Source organism: Marinobacter sp. 1_MG-2023, assembly GCF_030549045.1.
In the GTDB taxonomy this organism is placed as follows: Bacteria; Pseudomonadota; Gammaproteobacteria; order Pseudomonadales; family Oleiphilaceae; genus Marinobacter.
In genome coordinates this window covers 102,936-120,042 of the sequence record NZ_JAUOST010000005.1, presented here as the reverse complement: position 1 = coordinate 120,042, position 17,107 = coordinate 102,936, and the positions used below count along the sequence as shown (strand labels likewise).

The 17,107-nt window shown below is 56.3% G+C and carries 12 protein-coding genes; 6 read left to right on the top strand and 6 right to left on the bottom strand.

Features of this window, described 5'->3' with window-relative positions; translation table 11 throughout:
* The first annotated feature begins 19 nt into the window (after positions 1–19).
* Positions 20–2,518, top strand: a complete 2,499-nt coding sequence (hrpB, locus tag Q4606_RS13405; protein WP_303607837.1) for an ATP-dependent helicase HrpB — start codon at positions 20–22, stop codon at positions 2,516–2,518.
* Here hrpB and Q4606_RS13400 read toward each other — a convergent pair whose 3' ends face one another.
* Positions 2,519–2,887, bottom strand: coding sequence for a DUF6746 family protein (locus Q4606_RS13400; RefSeq protein ID WP_303607836.1), 369 nt, complete (start codon positions 2,885–2,887; stop codon positions 2,519–2,521).
* Positions 2,888–3,044: 157 nt separating this feature from the next.
* On the opposite strand from Q4606_RS13400, the gene Q4606_RS13395 reads away from it, so the two are divergent.
* Positions 3,045–3,866: a RimK family alpha-L-glutamate ligase gene (locus Q4606_RS13395; protein ID WP_303607835.1), complete on the top strand. Its 822-nt coding sequence runs from the start codon at positions 3,045–3,047 to the stop codon at positions 3,864–3,866.
* 31 nt (positions 3,867–3,897) lie between these two features.
* Here the strand turns inward: Q4606_RS13395 and Q4606_RS13390 are convergent, their stop codons facing one another.
* Positions 3,898–6,252: a fatty acid cis/trans isomerase gene (locus Q4606_RS13390; protein ID WP_303607834.1), complete on the bottom strand. Its 2,355-nt coding sequence runs from the start codon at positions 6,250–6,252 to the stop codon at positions 3,898–3,900.
* A 328-nt stretch (positions 6,253–6,580) separates the two neighbouring features.
* Between Q4606_RS13390 and Q4606_RS13385 the strand changes: the two genes are divergently transcribed.
* Positions 6,581–7,756: a type III PLP-dependent enzyme gene (locus tag Q4606_RS13385; RefSeq protein WP_303607833.1), complete on the top strand. Its 1,176-nt coding sequence runs from the start codon at positions 6,581–6,583 to the stop codon at positions 7,754–7,756.
* Between the two features lie 129 nt (positions 7,757–7,885).
* Here Q4606_RS13385 and Q4606_RS13380 read toward each other — a convergent pair whose 3' ends face one another.
* Genes Q4606_RS13380 through Q4606_RS13365 form a run of 4 tightly spaced genes read right to left on the bottom strand, consistent with a single transcriptional unit; the run spans position 7,886 to position 12,368 of the window.
* Entirely contained in the window at positions 7,886–9,076 is a 1,191-nt protein-coding gene (locus tag Q4606_RS13380; RefSeq protein ID WP_303607832.1) for a CynX/NimT family MFS transporter, read from the bottom strand.
* 6 nt (positions 9,077–9,082) lie between these two features.
* Positions 9,083–9,478 (bottom strand): ectoine synthase, encoded by a 396-nt coding sequence (locus Q4606_RS13375; RefSeq protein WP_014869413.1) that lies wholly within the window; start codon positions 9,476–9,478, stop codon positions 9,083–9,085.
* Between the two features lie 50 nt (positions 9,479–9,528).
* Entirely contained in the window at positions 9,529–10,959 is a 1,431-nt protein-coding gene (locus tag Q4606_RS13370) for a GTPase/DUF3482 domain-containing protein (RefSeq protein WP_303607831.1), read from the bottom strand.
* Positions 10,956–12,368, bottom strand: coding sequence for a DUF2868 domain-containing protein (locus Q4606_RS13365; protein ID WP_303607830.1), 1,413 nt, complete (start codon positions 12,366–12,368; stop codon positions 10,956–10,958). The genes Q4606_RS13370 and Q4606_RS13365 overlap by 4 nt, the downstream gene beginning before the upstream one ends.
* An 87-nt stretch (positions 12,369–12,455) precedes the next feature.
* On the opposite strand from Q4606_RS13365, the gene Q4606_RS13360 reads away from it, so the two are divergent.
* The 3 genes from Q4606_RS13360 to Q4606_RS13350 all read left to right on the top strand — a co-directional run bounded on the left by Q4606_RS13360 (position 12,456) and on the right by Q4606_RS13350 (position 16,811).
* A complete protein-coding gene (locus Q4606_RS13360) occupies positions 12,456–12,818 on the top strand; it encodes a DUF6164 family protein (protein WP_303595310.1) in 363 nt (120 codons plus the stop codon).
* A gap of 327 nt (positions 12,819–13,145) precedes the next feature.
* Positions 13,146–15,260, top strand: a complete 2,115-nt coding sequence (locus Q4606_RS13355) for a 3-hydroxybutyrate oligomer hydrolase family protein (protein WP_303607829.1) — start codon at positions 13,146–13,148, stop codon at positions 15,258–15,260.
* A gap of 138 nt (positions 15,261–15,398) precedes the next feature.
* Positions 15,399–16,811 carry a sigma-54-dependent Fis family transcriptional regulator gene (locus Q4606_RS13350; RefSeq protein ID WP_303595503.1) on the top strand — a complete coding sequence of 471 codons (1,413 nt, stop codon included), beginning with the start codon at positions 15,399–15,401 and terminating at the stop codon, positions 16,809–16,811.
* Positions 16,812–17,107 lie beyond the last annotated feature (296 nt).

Here is a 17,107-nt window from a genome sequence, read left to right as displayed (position 1 = left end):
GGTCCACACTGCTTAAAAAATGCTCCCGATAAACGACATACTCCCAGAGCTTAAGCAAGCTCTGGAGCAGTCCACCACCGCCCTTCTGCAGGCGCCTCCGGGTGCTGGTAAGACTACCAGGGTACCCCTGGCACTGCTGGATGCACCCTGGCTGCAGGGCCGTAAAATCCTGATGCTTGAGCCGAGGCGGCTGGCAGCTCGCTCAGCGGCCAGATTCATGGCGACGCAACTGGGCGAGAAGCCCGGACAGACCGTTGGCTATCGGACGCGGCTGGATACCCAAGTATCCGGCGCGACGCGTATAGAAGTTGTCACCGAAGGGATCCTGACCCGGCTGATCCAGAACGATCCCATGCTGGAACAATACGCCGCTGTGCTGTTCGACGAGTTTCATGAGCGCTCCTTGCAGGCAGATCTTGGTTTAGCCTTGGTGCGGGAAACACAAGAAGCCTTGCGGGACGATCTGCGTGTACTGGTCATGTCCGCCACACTGGACACTGCGCCCATTGCCCGCCTGCTGGGAGATGTGCCCATATTAAGCAGCGAGGGCCGGGCGTTTCCGGTTGACGTATTGTATCGGCCCGCGCCCACTACACGTCGAAGTCCACGGCTGGTGGATCAGGTGGTGGCGGTGATTACCGATGCCCTGACACAGCAACCAGGTTCGGTGCTGGTGTTCCTTCCGGGTGCAGGGGAGATTCAGCGGGTGGCTCAGGCGCTGGCCGGGCAGTTAGCCTCGAACGTAATGGTTACGCCCTTGTATGGCAACCTCAAAGCCGCTGAACAGGATCTGGCCATTGCGCCGGCGGCCGAAGGCATTCGCAAAGTGGTGCTGGCCACCGCTATTGCTGAAACCAGCCTGACCATTGAAGGCGTGCGCGTTGTGGTGGACAGTGGCCAGCAGCGCCGCGCATTGTTTGACCCCAACAGCGGCATGACCCGGCTGATCACCGGCCGGGTTTCAAAAGCTTCGGCAGAACAGCGCAAAGGGCGCGCCGGGCGAGTGGAACCGGGGGTGTGTTACCGGTTATGGAGCGAATCCGAGCAGTTCGGGCTGTCGGAGTTTACGCCCCCGGAGATTCGTGAGGCAGATCTGGCCCCGCTGGTACTGGGCCTGGCTCAATGGGGTGCCCGAACACCTGACAAGCTGGAGTGGATCGACCCTCCACCCCTCTCCCATTGGCAACAGGCCGTGGAATTGTTGCAGTGGCTGGATATGCTGGATGAGGAAGGCGCAATTACCGAGCACGGTAAAGTAGCTCGCGCCCTGAGCATTCACCCCAGGCTGGCGCATATGGTCATACTGGGGCGATCGCTGGGGTTGGGCAGGCTGGCGGCTGAGTTGGCCGCTTTGCTGGAAGATCGGGACCTGTTGGGCCCGGGTGCAGGTGCCGATATGCATGAACGCATTCGCGTACTTCGCGGTGAACGTGGCTCCCAGCGTATAGATACGCGTCGGTTGCAGGCACTGAACCAACAGGCAAAGCGTCTGACAGTCCCGGAAACTGGTGGAAAAAATTCAGAGGAAGAGATTCCGGCGGCCACAGATGTCGGGCGCTTGTTAGCGCTCGCTTACCCTGATCGAGTTGGCAAACGGCGGCCGGGTGGTACGCCACGATATCAACTCAGCAATGGCAAAGGCGCTCTGTTGCGGGATGACGATGGGCTGGCACGACACGAGTGGCTGGTGGCAGCTGACCTGGATGGTAAAGCCAAAGAGGCAACCATTTACCTGGCGGCGCCGGTAGATCTGCCGGTTCTGGAAAAGGATCTGGCGGCTCACATACGAGTAAAAGATGAGGCGGAATGGGATGATAAGCGCGGCACGGTGGTTGCCCGCAGAACCCGTCGGCTGGGCTCATTGCTTCTTGCAGAGAAACTCCTGGATAAAGTCTCCCCCGAGCTGATTCAGCAGGGCATTCTCAATGCAATACGGCGGAAAGGGTTGGATAGCCTGCCCTGGACTTCCGAAGCCAGGCAGTGGCAGGCACGAGTTGCTTTGCTGGCCAAACACTTCCCCGGCCAATGGCCGGACGTCAGCGATCAGGTGCTGACAGAGTCGATGGAACAATGGCTTGCACCTTTCCTGACAGGCTTCCGCCGTTGGTCTGAACTGTCCCGGCTCAATCTGCAGCACGCTCTGAACAGTTTGCTGGAATATCCGCAACAGCAACAACTGGCAGAACTTGCTCCAACCGCACTGACTATTCCTACCGGAAGCTCCGTCAGCCTGGATTACACCGCTGAAAACGGCCCGGTTCTGGCAGCGAAACTACAGGCATTGTTCGGCTGGACAAAAACGCCGGAAGTGGCCGGTGGTAAAGTGCCTGTGTTGGTTCACCTGCTTTCGCCGGCCCAACGACCGCTGGCGGTAACAGCGGATCTGGCCAGTTTCTGGTCAAACGTCTATCCACAGGTGCGAAAAGACACCCGGGGTCGCTATCCCAAACACCCCTGGCCAGAAGACCCGCTTACCGCCCTGGCTCAGCAGGGCGTCAAAAGAAAGCGGCCAGATTGATTACTTTACGATTTTCCGGCTATTGACCAGGTACTCTTTGCCGGCGGAACGCACGGTATCCGGATCGGCGTGTTCTGAGGCCTTGTGGACTTTCTCCAGTGTTTCCTCAAGCTCGTCGATTTCGTCATCGAGTTTCTGCAGGGCGTTTTCCAGAGTATAGGTAAGCTGATGCACTTCGTGCATGGCTTCCGGAGAGAGGTCGCCAGCCAGAACTTCTTCCAACTTTTGATTGTATTCTGAAAAGTTGCTCACTGCCTGTTCAAGGGTGTTTGCAGCTTTGCCTTTGAAGTGATCTGTGTCGCTTGCAAGTGCGGGTAAGGCAATCAGCAGCGAGGCGGTGATTACAGAAATGTTTCGAAGGATTGTCATGGAATGTCTCCGGAATCAGTTAAGCGTTAATGTAATGCGAATTGTTATCAATTAAGTTCGTGATAACCATGACCCTTATCAAGTTGCCGATATAATGCTTGCGCTCAAACTGAAACTGCATAAAATTTGCGCACTTTGGTCAGCGCGAACACCGCCCATGAAGTCCGTATCGTTTAACATTTTCCGTACCCTCGGCTTTCCTGACACGACCATACTCAAGCCAGAACATTTCCTGCGCCACAAGGAACTACTACGGGAGGCTGATTGGGTGTTGTTTCCCGAATACTGGCAGCTCAATGCTCTGGTTCATGGCTTGAAGTGTCGGGTTTTTCCGAGCGTTGCAAGCTATCGTATCGGGCATGACAAAGTTGAAATGACCCGGGCTTTTGAGGCGGTCGCGCCGGAGCATATTCCCTGGACAATCATCGAGGCCAACGGCCCCCAGGAGCGCGAGCATATCTGGAGTGTTATGGCGCTGCCCTTTGTGGCGAAGTTGCCGAAGGCCAGCATGGGCGAAGGCGTTTGGTTGATTGAAACCCTTGCTGACTGGCGCGAATATTGCGACCGCACAGAGGTTTTGTACGTTCAGGAGTATTTGCCGCTGGATCGCGACGCGCGCGTTGTGGTGGTGGGCGAGAAAGTCGTAACTGCCTACTGGCGAACTCAGGCTGATCAGGGTTTTTACAACAACGTGTCAAAGGGCGGCAGGATAGACAACAGCCCTGTACCTGCTGTAATGACTGATCTTGCGCTCCGGCTTGCACGTGATCTGGAAGTGAATCACGCCGGTTTTGATATTGCGCTGGTGGAGGGCCATCCGTACGTACTGGAGTTCAACCGCTTGTTCGGTAACCAGGGCCTCGGCCAGGGTAGCGACCTTAAGGACGCCATCCTGGCATATCTTCAGCAACAGAGCGAACCTCGGGACCCAGGTGGCTCCAATGCTCCCGAGCCACTTCAACCACTAATAGCGGTATGAGTGTCAGGGGACTGCAGTCGCTTCGCCCCGGCTACAGATTCTTGTAGCGGTTGATATCGAAAATGCCCGCCTGCAAGGGCTGATGCTCTAACTGCCAGGCAGTGATATCGTGAAGAATCTCCCAGAACTGTCTGTGAGTGCGGCGCACACCCCAGACGCCAACCAGGGCTTCGAAGCTTTTCGGCTCCTCGGCTTTCAGGCCTTTCATCCGGTCTTTGAACAGCCCCAGTTGTGATGCCGGAATGTCGAACATAAAGTTCGGGTAACTGCCGATGATGCCCGGGTAGATGGTCAGTTTATCGTTCTCCGGCTGGTAACGTAGGTCCTCTCCCAGCAGAAAGGCGACGTTGCTGTGGGCTCGGTCGCGAATGACGGTGTACACCGTGCGCTCGCCTTCCTCGTTATAGACCCGAATGAAAGTAACGTCGGGCAGATAGGTGATAGCTGGCAGGAATTCGGCTCGGGTTGCGGCCAGCTCTGACAGCATCGTATCTGCATTACGGACCCATTCCGGTTCGTCTTCACGGCCACAATCACTGCCCCCGCAACGGTTTATCGGGTCATCCGACTCTGCGTTCAATTCACTGAAGTTAAGTAGCAGGCGCGCTCCCAGCTCTTCGTTGAAAGCAGACGTTGCATACCGCACCTGGGAGGGGGCGGTTTCGTCCATGCTGGCATAGCTGTAATCGAGTTTCAGCTCACCAGCACCCTGGTACCAATTGCGCAAAACCCGATTGCGCTCCCCAGGTGGCACAAGGCGCAAATAGTCCTGCTCACCACCATTGCGGATCAGATCGAAATAGAGGCGCGTCTGGGCCTGATGAGCCACATTGCCAAATACATCGAAATTCACCACGAGTTCGTAGTAGGTGCGCTCAAACAGAGGGTAATCCATCCACCAGCTGGTAAGTGGTACCTGCCCGATCAGCCCACGCTGGACAGAGGCATTGTCGTGATGGCGGAAAACAGTCAGCAAGGCGTTCGTATTGTCACCGTCGCCATCCCAGATGTAGTCGAGTGAGGCTCCTTTAGGGTAGGCCTCACGGTAGGCGCTGTTTCGCAGTTCATGGTAGCGGTTGCGCTTGCCTTTATATTCGCTCCAGTTCTCGCCCAGATCCAGCAGTGCGTTGTCTTGCCCGGGCAGTGCCAGTAGTGGTGTTACTTTGTCGCGGTACTCCGCATTGGTTATGTAAAGATCATTCTCCGGGTCATGGTAAGTCACCCAGAAATGGTCACGGATCACATCGGTGGCAATCTGACCACGGCAAACCGGCCCGCGAATGAATGTGCGGGTAAAGTACTCTGCGTTATCCAGCATGAACTGGTAACGGGCCTTTGCCGGAATATCGGCAAACGTGGCGAAGGGGTTGGCGCGGCTTTCCCGGCTGTAGTCGGGCACGGTTTCCACCTGCCAGTCACCTGCTTCGAACAATTCCCGGGTACGCTCAAACTTTTCTTCGCCAAAAGCAAAGGTGATATGACGTTTGTGTACGATGCTGCCGGCGACCGGGCGCAGGCGGTAATACACCTGAGATTTCGGGTCATCGTTGGGGCGGCGGGTTGCAATCATGTCGATGGGTGTGCCCGGCGCTGTGCGGGAGCGTACAACCTCAAAGAAACGGGTTTCTGCACCCTCGTCTTCGAAGTACAAGTGTGCAAGATAAAGGTGTTCATAGACCCAGCGACTGACCAGTTGCTGTCGTAGGCTGCCGTCGTTGAGCCAGGTCTCCCAGCGCTGGATGTGATTTCGCTCGGCTTCGTTAACCCGGGTCACTAACGGGCTGATAGCGCCGCCCTGGTTGAGCCAGCCAGTTAGCGTGGCATATTCGTCGTCAGTCAGGCCGGTAACGGCTAAAGGCATACCCTCATAGGGGTGGTCACTGGCGTAGTCTGAGAAGTCGGCATTGCTGACACATTGATTGGCGCGTGACAGCCCGAGCTCTATGTCTTCGGGCAGTTTGCTGTTGGGTGCAAATTCATATTCTTTGCCCAGGCGGATCATGTTTTCGAAAAGGCTGCGGGTCTGGTCACCACGGGCGAGTACGGAGTAGAAGCCCTTGTCTCGCCACTGCTGTTCTGTCTGGGCGTCGATACCCAGGCGTGTGGGTGCTTGAGCGTCCAGACGGGCGCCGTTATATACGGAGTCTTTGTGAGCGCCGCGAATCAGGCCGTCGGAGTATTCCATTTTCAGCTGGCAGGGCGCATCAAAGCAGCTGTGGCAGGCGAGGCATTTGGCTTCGACTATGGGGCGCACGTCTTCGTTGAAGCTGACCGGCTGTTGGGTTGCTGTGGGCAGCGCCTGTTTGAAGGTGGGCGGCGTGGTGTTTTCGGCACAGCCGGCGAGTAACAGCAGGGTAATCAGTGCTGCTGTGATGAGTCGCGCCATTGGGGGATCCTGTGATTGTCGTTTTGTGATGGGGAATTATAGAGGGTTTGGTTGGGGTTCGCTAAGGCCCATTGTGGGAGTGGGCAGTAGGCCGGGAAGACTTTTGCTCTGGGAAAAACAACTCGCTTCGCTCAGACATTTTTTCCCGGCGCAAAAGTCTTCCCAGCCCGCTTCCGGTCGGCCATTGGAGGTTTCTCATCAAAGTCTGGGAAATGGGTAGATATGCTCATATCTGAGGGGGGAGAAAAGCCCGATTATCGCGATTATTGTCGGGGCCTTTCTGGCGCCGGCGCCCAAGCTGTATTCCCTCAGGAGGGACACACCATCAATGACCGAGTCAGCCAACGTTAACATCGCAGATTACTACACCGCCGAGACCTTTAACCGGATCAAAGCGTTTGCAGATACCAAAGAGACACCGTTTGTGGTGATTGATACCGCCACTATCGATCGGCAGTACGATGAGTTGGTGGAAGGTTTCCCCTATGCCAATGTCTATTACGCGGTGAAGGCCAATCCGGCTCCCCAGGTTCTGACCATGCTGCGGGACAAGGGTGCGAGTTTTGATATTGCGTCGGTGTATGAGTTGGAAAAGGTGATGGGGCTGGGCGTGACCGGCGACCGGATCAGCTATGGCAACACCATCAAGAAGGCGCAGGATATTCGCACTTTCTATGAAAAGGGTGTGCGTATGTTTGCCACGGACTCCGAGGCAGATTTGCGTAACATTGCCAAGGCGGCTCCCGGTTCAAGGGTGTACGTGCGCATTCTGACTGATGGCACGCAAACGGCAGATTGGCCGCTTTCGCGCAAATTTGGCTGCGAGATTGATATGGCCATGGATCTGCTGATTCTCGCTCGTGATCTGGGCCTGGTGCCCTACGGTGTGTCATTCCACGTGGGCTCCCAGCAGCGCGAAATCGGTGCCTGGGACTCGGCTCTGAATAAGGTGAAGGTCATTTTCGAACGTCTGAAAGAAGAAGACGGTATCGAGTTGAAGATGATCAATATGGGTGGTGGTTTTCCAGCTAATTACATCAACCGGACCAATGAGTTGGGTGTGTATGCGTCTGAGATCACGCGGTTCCTGAAGGAAGACTTTGGCGATGATCTGCCTGAGATCATTATCGAGCCAGGCCGGTCGCTGATTTCCAACGCGGGTGTTCTGGTGAGCGAAGTGGTTTTGATCGCCCGTAAGTCCCGTACGGCTTTGCACCGTTGGGTATTTACTGATGTGGGCAAGTTCAATGGGCTGATTGAAACGCTGGATGAAGCGATTAAATTCCCCATCTGGACGGACAAAAAAGGTGAAGGTGAGGATTGCGTGGTTGCGGGACCTACCTGCGATAGCGCCGACATAATGTACGAGCATCACAAATACCCGCTGCCGTTGAATTTGGCTATCGGTGACCGAATGTACTGGCTGTCCACGGGGGCTTACACAACAACATACAGCGCCGTGGAGTTCAACGGATTCCCGCCGTTAAAGGACTACTATATCTAAAGTTCGAAGGCCGGGGTGTGGGGGTGTCTTTTCCGCCGGGAAAAAATGTCTGAGCGCAGCGAGTTGTTTTTCCCAGAGGAAAAGACACCCCCGCACCCCAGCCCTGCACCATCGATCTTAGGCAGGGCTTTATTGACGTTGAAGGTTAAGTTTGACCGCTATAGGAAAGGCAAGTACGCCGTAGGCAATCATTACCGCTATGGCGTGTGTTACGTCGCCAGTCCAGTCTGATACCAGACCCCCCAGCATGGGCACGGTGAACGCCAGAGTATAGCCCACCAGAAAGTTGCCGGCGGATAGCCGACCGGTTTCGTTGGCTGGCACCAGTAGCGGCGGCAATGCCACCAACATGATCAGCATTATGCCAGCGGTGAGACTCATGACTGTCGCGCTGGCGATTGCCCACCATCCGCTAAATAACAGCATTCCTATCGTGCCCAGCAGGCTGAGCATCAGCACGGTGATTAGTGGTGCCTTTCTGCCTACCCAATAGCGGGCCATTTTCAGCATCAACAGTGACGCAATCACCTGAGCAAAGTTGTACCAGAACAGGGCTTCGGTAAGGTTATCAAACTCGCCTCTTTGCTCCAGTAACGCGCCCATATAGGAATTTACGCCGAAGAACAGGGAGCCGGATACGCCAAGTAGCAGGCCAAGTTTCAGAGTAAGCGGGTTTTTCCAATCCGGTAGCCAGGCAACTTTTCGGATGGGCCGCGCCAGGTCACGCTTGGGCAGGAACAATGCTGCGGCGACCAACAATGCGGGTAATGACCAGGCCAGCATGGTGGCGCGCCAGCTGTTTTCCAGCAGCGGCATGATTACAGGCAGGGTGATGCCGGCGCCGATGAATTCGCCCATCAGCATGCCGTTCATGTAGATGGCAGACCCGACCGCCAGGTGTTTTGGCTCCAGCCATCGTGGCAGCAGTGCAGGTAATGCGGGCTGCATCATAGCAATGCCAATGCCCATAACGGCGCTGGTGAGCAGTAATGTGGTGGTGTCTGGCGCCAGGCCGCGGCCGGCGGAGCCGATGACCATGACTAATATTGCAAGGGCGAGTGTATTCCGGGGACCTATGCGTGATATCGACAGGGAGCCGGGCATGGCGCCTATGGCAAGCATCAGGATGGGCAGCGTGGTCAGCGCGCCGGTGAGGGTCTGGGAGAGTGCCAGTTCATCACCGATAAACGGCGCCAGCGGTGGCGCAATCAGTATCGGGATGCGCAAGTAAACCCCGGCGAGCCAAAGTAAAACCGCCACCGGCAGCAGGCTTGCTGGCGATGGCGTTACTGGTGCTGCGGGGTGTTCAGCAATAGACAAGAATGATCAGTCTTCGCTGGTATCCGGCAGATACGCACCGTCTTCGTCGTGTACTTCCTGCCCGGTAACAGGCGGGTTGAACGAGCAGATCAGACGCATGTCTTCGGTACCACCGCGGAGGGTATGCTGATCATGTTTGTCGAGAGCATACAGCGTGCCGTCGGAAATTTCGTGGGTCTCGCCAGTGGCTTTGTCGGTGATCGTGCCGTTTCCAGCTACGCAATAAACCGCTTCCAGGTGATGCTTGTACCAGAGGTTCAGCTCTGCACCTGCCGGGATGATTGTCTCGTGGAACGAGAAGCCCATGCCGTCTTTCTTTAGCAGCATGCGGCGGCTGGTCCAGCCTGGCCCATGCACTTCGCGCTCGGTACCAATGATGTCTTTAACCCGTACAATCTTCATGAGCATTCCTCGTTTTTTGCTGGAATAGCCTTACAGTATAAACATTCCTTTCAGGTCCGGTTCAACCGCCAGTTGTCGTAAACCTCCATGCATTGTTCTATGGCAGCCTGAAATTTCTGCTTTTGACCTTCGTCCAGAAGTTGCTGTTTGCGACACTTATCAAGGGTTCGCTGAATGGTCTGGCGGCTCTTTTTGTCAAGGCGCTCGAGCCAGTGATGATCTGCTGGTTCGAGGTCGAGTAACTCTCTGCCGGCGTGGTTGCGATGGCTTATATGCCACCAGTGGTCGACAGCCCTCCCCAGCACGACATAGCCGAACTGGCTGTCTTGCACTGGCCCGAACGTGGCTGTTTTCAGGCCGTTCTGGAGCAGGCCGATATTCAGGACCGGGAGCGTTAGCTTCCCTCCGTAAAAATAACTTCCGGCAGCGCCTAGCAGGCCCCCTACCAGAGCGCCGGCTCCCAGTGAGGAACCCAGGGTGATTGCGTCCAGGCCGGCACCGCTGACTGCGCCCGCCCCGAAGCCAGCGGTGGCGAGATAGCGCTTGCTGACGGCCCAGTGTTCGCGACTGTCTTCCGAGAACAGATCATGGTCGCTGTGCCATTCCAGCTCGGCTTCCTGTCGGCGGATGGTTTGATGTTGATACAGGTGTTCGATTTCGATCCGCAGGGATTGTTCCCGCTGGCGCTGATGTTGATACCAGCGTTGCCGGAGCTGGTCCGCAAGGGTGCTGTCACTGGTACCGGCGACCTGGTCCAGCGTTAGTGTGCGCTTTTCCTGGAATGACATCATATCCTTCAAGGCTTTCGCAATGATGCCAGCCGCCAGGTGTCGGCGTTGCTCACGCTGGGCCAACAAATGATGTGTTGCTTGATCCAGAGATTTCTCCCAGCCCGGCTCAAGTTGGCCAAAGGCACGCAAAAGGCTGAGATGTTGCTCGAAAGGGGCGCGAACGGCATCGAATTTGCGTACAACCTGAAAAAACTGCCCCAGTGCGGACTGCCAGGTGTCGCTGTAATCGTCGGATCCGATGCTGTTGATCAGGGCGAGGCTGGGCTGCCCCGTCCAGCGTAAAATCGTCATCTCGGCTTCATGCTGGGCACTGTAGGGCGCGGAGCCGTCCACTACATAAATAATACCGGCCCCTTCAATTAACGGGGTCAGCAGTTCGCACTCGTCAGTAAAACGGCCGTCGCCCTGATGTTGCAGAACAAACGCACGCACGGTTTCGCTGTGATCAGATGCCGATACGCTATGGGCTTCCAGCCATTCCAGAACCCGCCTGGGCCGCTGAAATCCGGGAGTGTCTACCAGTGTGTAGAGGATCTTTCCGTCCACGCTGAGGGGGTATGACTGTCGCGTGCGGGTCGTGCCTGGCTCCAATGCAATGGCGATGGCATCGTTCTGCGAGAGCGTTGCCACTACACTGGATTTGCCCTTGTTCGGATGACCTACGACAGCAAAGATGGGTGCGCTCGTCATTCAATAATTCCCCCTTCCGTATCGGGAACGATTCCGGAAGCCGGCATAAGGCTGACCGTTATAAATTCCGGCCCTGCGCGTTCGGAAAATCTCAGCCATTGCTGAGTCTGATGCGGATCTGGTTCCTGCTCCATGCGGGGAGCCAGCGGCACCAGGGTAACCCTGGTGCCCTTTGGCCAAAGATCTCTGGCGCTGGCAAGAAAATCATCCAGCTCGCCCGTTGGCGGCTCCCAACTGCGGGTAATCAAAAGAACGGGCAGGCGTGGCCCCTGTGCCAGATAGCTGGCAATTTGCGTCAGTGACTGCCGGTCTTCTTCCAGGGTCATTCTACCGCCTGCTCTGGCAATCAGGCTTTTGCCTGTGGTCAAGGTATCCGGGAGCTCCGGTTCACCGGCGCCCGCCCAGCACAAAACAATATCGGAATCCGGTAAGGGTTGCAGGCTCAGACGGGTTTCGGTGTCCGGCAGGTCCGAAGCATCATTATGTTCGTTTCCGGTATCAAGCGTCGGTGTTTCCATACGATACATTAATGCACGTAACGCCGGGTGGCTGGCCAGAACCTGCCGGGCTTTACGCCGGATCAGCATGTTTGCCAGCAAGAACAGAACGAGCCGGGGCAGCAGCGCCCAGGTTGTCCAGACCATGGCGATGAACGGCCACCACTGGCCCCAGCGTACCGGGTTGATGCCGCTGTTCGCCGCAGTGGCGCGAAAAAAACGAGTGGCTTCCACGAGTGCAAGGTCGGGAGCGGCGGCCGGCCATAGCCAGGCCCAGGGTGCTGCGACTGCAGACACCATGCGGTGATAGCTGCTTGCGTCGGTCTCGAGAGTCGTACTCCAGCCAAAGGCAAGATCCTGAAGCACCACCATGGCAAGTAAGGTCACCAGGCCTGCCACGGTAAAACACAGCCCGCCCAGTTGTGCGGCCCTTGCCATCAGAGTCGGTTGGAGTCGTATGGCGATTGCTGGTTCCGGCCTCTTCCGGAAGCGTTGGAGCAGGCCGCGCCATGGTTGCCAGCCAACCAGAGATTGCACAGTAGTGAGCAGTGCAAGTAACAACTGGAAGGCTACAAAGGCAAGGAAAATGGTAATGTTGATGCGCTGTCCGCCGTCATAGAACAGCAGGCCAAGCATGGTCAGTAACCCGAACATTGTACCCGCTAGCATAAATCCGCTGTTGATCCGGCGCCAAAAGCGCAAAGTCTGCTCAGCGGACGATATTCCTGCGCCCGGGCCGCTAAGGCGGTTCATGTGGGCTAACCAGCGTTCAGGGTCCGGCGTGACATCTTGTTGTTCGCAGGTCAGTGCAAATTTACGGTCCCTCCGGTGTAAAAATGCCGGGGCCTGGCCGTTATCTCTCTGGGCGCAGGCATCAAAATCCAGCAGCAGGTGGAGGGGGTGATCTGTCATGAACGCTTCCGGTTGTGAATTCGGTCTGTTGGTCTTTGATGGTAGGATATCGGTATTACCCTGTCCGATACCAGACAACGAGCCCTCATGCCCCACCACCTGATGAATCTGCGCCATGTGCCTGATGACGAAGCCGAAGAAATACGGGCCTTGTTTGATGCTCACGAGGTACGTTTCTATGAGACGCCGCCAAGTCGCTGGGGTATCAGCATGGGTGGTTTCTGGGTGCATGATAACGAGGAAGCAAACAGAGCCAGAGTCTTGTTGCAGGATTATCAGCGCAAGCGCATGGAAAGCCAGCGTGAGGCTTACGAGGTGCGGCGTTCAAGTGGGGAATCTGGTGGAATCTGGCATATGTTCCGGAATAAACCGGTACGCACCCTGGCAGCCTGCCTGGCCATACTGGCGATTACCGGCCTGAGCCTGTTGCCTTTTATCCGGATAGGATAATTTTCTGCTCGTTATGATGTCAGCGCGTGGCGCTGTGTCACTCCAGAAACCCGCTTGCCTTAATTGGCTGTCCGACAATCACGACGGTGTCCGGTTTTCAGGACAATTCCCGTTAGTGGCCCCGTAGCGGGCGGTTTCGATGCAAATTCGAACGCCTGGCCCCGTGAACTTGTCCGGAAATCTGGACGAATACGCAGTTCAGTCTAAAGAATTCATTAAAATAATCAGTAAAAACATAAAGATAGAATTATGGCACAGGAGGCGCATAGGGTTCCTTTCGGGTCGTGGTCCCGACCCGTTCTTAACAACAACAAATAAGGAACGACCATGAAACGTCTCATGATCTGTACGCTGATCGGCGCTACAGGCTTTGGTTTGAGTGCCTGCAACGACAGCGATAACGACAAAACGCCAGAGGTAAATCAGGTACCCGGGTTTATCCAGGGTGATATCCAGCGCACCGCTTATGATGGTATTACGGATGACCTGCTCACTGCCGGTCTGGGCGCTACAGGCCTGGGCAGCGCCACTCCACCGGCCTTCGCCGACCCTCTCAACCCCACTCCTGGCGAGCTGCGCCAGCTTGCGATCTACAATAATTATCGGGCGTTAGTGGATACGTCGCCGGGTGGCGGCTATGGGGTTTTCTTTGGCCCCGGCGTGGGCAATAGCACCGAAGGGCTGGTACCCGGGCAGGAGTATATTGCCTTCATGACGGTCCCGGGCAGTGATGTCCCCGTTACGGTTATGGCCCAGATACCGGATAGCTTCGATACGCAAAGCCCCTGCATGATCACCGCGCCCTCCTCCGGATCCCGGGGAATTTATGGTGCTATAGGAACGGCCGGAGAATGGGGACTGAAAAAGGGCTGTGCCGTGGTCTATACCGACAAAGGTAGCGGGACGGGTGCGCACAACCTGGAAACCAACACTACCCAACGTATCGACGGCACGTTGACCGGCGCAGACGAAGACGTGCAGTTCCGGGCTGACCTCAGCGATACAGAGCGCAGTGATTTTACTGCTGACTGGCCGGACCGGCTTGCTTGGAAACACGCCCACTCGAAAGTTAACCCGGAAGCTGACTGGGGACGCCATGTTCTGCAGTCTATCGAGTTTGGGTTCTGGGCGCTCAACGAGCAGTTTGGCACCGACGACGAAGCCAATGCGATTACGCCCGCAAATACGCTGGTCATCGCTTCCAGTGTTTCCAATGGTGGTGGCTCATCGGTTCGTGCGGCCGAACAGGACGCTCAGGGATTGATTGATGGCGTTGCGGTCTCGGAGCCGAATTTAAACCCGGTTGTGGATGCCAGCTTTACTATCAATCAGGGAAGCTCTGCCGCAATAGTGGATCACAGCAGAAGCCTGTTTGAATACACCACAGCGCTGGCGGTTTATCAGGGCTGTGCGAACCAAGCGCCAGCGATTCGCGATGACGCACCACTGAACTTCCTCAACACACCGGCGGTGCGCGAGAATATCTGCAACTCCCTGGCAAATAAAGGCCTGCTCAACGGTGCAGCCAGCGCAACTCTGGACGATTACGCTACCGAGGCACAGCGTATTCTGAACGAGGACTTCGGCATTCAGCCCGAGCAGAATCTGTTGGCGCCTGTGCACTTCGCTTCCAATGTTGCCCAGAGTATCTCCATGACTTACGCCAATGCTTATGGTCGCGCTGGCGTCGAAGACCGTGTCTGTGGCCTCAGTATGGCTGCGGTGGATGGTGCGGGCGCAGTCACGCCGTTTGCGGCCGCCGCCGAAGCCGCTGCATTTTCAATAAGTAACGGCATTCCGCCGACCGCCGGTGTTGTTATGGTTTATGACAATGCTGAAGGCCAGCCTACGGCCATGCCTGCCAGCGTTTCGCCCAGTAGCAGTACAGCCGACTATGGTCTCGATGCCTTGTTGTGCTTGCACAGCCTCGCGTTGGGCCATGATGCCGTCACTGGCAATCCGTTGTCAGGTGATGATGCAGCTCTCGCCACAGCGATTGCCGAGGGTATCGACGAAATCCGTGCCACCGGCGACCTGCAGGGTAAGCCGGCGGTGTTTGTGACTGGCCGTGCGGATGCAATTCTGCCGATCAATCACGCTTCCCGGCCCTATTACGGGCTTAACCAGCGGGTGGAAGGTGATAACAGCGAGCTTCGTTATTACGAAGTACTCAACGCCCATCACCTGGACGCGTTAAACGGTCTGGCGGGTATTACTGAGCGTTATATCCCTCTGCATCACTACTATTTCCAGGCTCTGGATCTGGTGTGGAAGCGCCTGACTGCCGACACGCCGCTGCCGCCAAGCCAGGTGGTCCGCGCCGTGCCAAGGGGAAACCCTGCTTCAGATCTGGCCGAGGTAAACCTGCCCGAGATTGCAATGAACCCGCCAGCAGGCGATCTGATCAGCCTGGAAAGTGACGAGTTGCGCATCCCCGATTGATGGCTATCCAAGCATCGCATTCCCCCTCTCATTTGCTCACTTTACGGAGGGGGCCATATACTTCCGACGGAACACCCGGCATTGCCGGGTGTCAGGGCCTTCATAATGATTGATATTGACCCCGGCGGTACGCGTTACATGACACAGTTGTTCGGTGAGAAAAATAAAAGCGGGTTGACCCGAGACCTTATCGAAGCACTCTTCCCGATGTTCGAGGAAGCCAGTGCCGGTGCCATTGCGGTTGATCGCGAGGCGCGCATTACCTGGATGAACAGCAGCTATTCGCAGTTGTTGGGCCTGAAAAGCCAGGCCAGCGCTATTGGCCGGCCGGTGCGCCAGGTTATTCCGGAAACCCGTATGCCCGAGGTTGTGGAGACCGGCAAACCACTTCTACTCGATATCATGGAGCATCAGCAACAGCAGTTGGTGGTTACCCGATTACCCTTCTATGACGAAACCGGTGAAATTGAGGGTGCGGTGGCATTCGTGCTCTATGATGATCTGCAACCACTTACTCCCTTGGTGAGCAAGTACCGTCGTTTGCATCAGGATCTTGCTGCTGCGCGCAAGGCGCTGGCAAAAAAAGCGAGGAGCACACGATACAGCCTCGGCGATTTTGTTGGTGCCAGCCCGGGAGCTCTTGAGGTCAAGCGTCGTGCACGCCTGGCTGCCGGTCGTGAGATGGCGGTACTGTTGCTGGGAGAGACTGGGACGGGAAAGGAAGTGCTGGCACAAGCGATCCATACTGTTTCGAGCCGCGCGGAAAAACCGTTCGTGGGTGTGAATGTGGCCGCCATTCCAGATAACTTGCTGGAGGCCGAGTTTTTCGGTGTGGCGCCAGGTGCCTACACAGGTGCAGACCGGAAGTTACGGGAAGGAAAGTTCCAGCTTGCCAACGGCGGAACTCTGTTCCTCGATGAAGTCGGCGATATGCCTTTGCCGCTGCAGGCCAAACTGTTGCGGGCTCTCCAGGAGGGGGAGGTCGAGCCTCTGGGTTCCAACAAGGTTGCATCGGTCGATGTCCGGGTCATTGCGGCAACCAGTCGTAACCTCGAGGCTATGATTGCCGATGGCAGCTTCCGCTCAGATCTGTATTACCGGCTCAATGTGCTGGAAATCCCCATACCGCCTTTGAGAGACCGGCTTGCTGACCTCGGCCTGCTGTGCGAGACCCTGCTCTGGGAAATCAGTGAGGGTCTGGATATGCGTGCAGAGATATCGGATGCAGGTGTCGCGGCGCTCGCAAGCTACGACTGGCCGGGGAATATCCGCGAGTTGCGCAATGTGTTGGAGAGAGCTCTGACCATGAGTGAGGAAGGTGGCGTGCTGGATGCCGACGCCATGTTCAAAGTACTGCCACGCTTTGGCGCGCGCCCGCTTCCGAAAACGGCATCGCGGCCCGTCAGGCCCTTGTCGGAAATATTGGCAGAGGCAGAGGCGCAGGCGGTGGAAGAAGCGCTGGTTGCTACCAGAGGTAATCGAACCAAAGCCGCCCGGCTATTGGGTATTTCTCGCTCGGTGCTGTACGAGAAACTGGCCAAGATGTCCTGATATCAGGACAGGTGTCCTGATATCTGTACAAGTACTTACGACTATAGCATTATATTGTCCGGCACCTCGGACACTTCGGTGACCTACCGTTTCCTTTGTTTTTTCAACTTATTGATATAAAAGTAAAAATTGGCATTGGCATAGTCTCTGCTAATTCTAGTGCGCAGGACGTCAGAACAACACAGAAAATAATCCTGACGCTAAACGTAGGACCCCCGGTTTATAACTGTCGGTTGCGTTTTCTGTGTTTTCTGGCTGGATTTCAGACCAGGCCTACCGGGCCAAAGAGCTCCGGG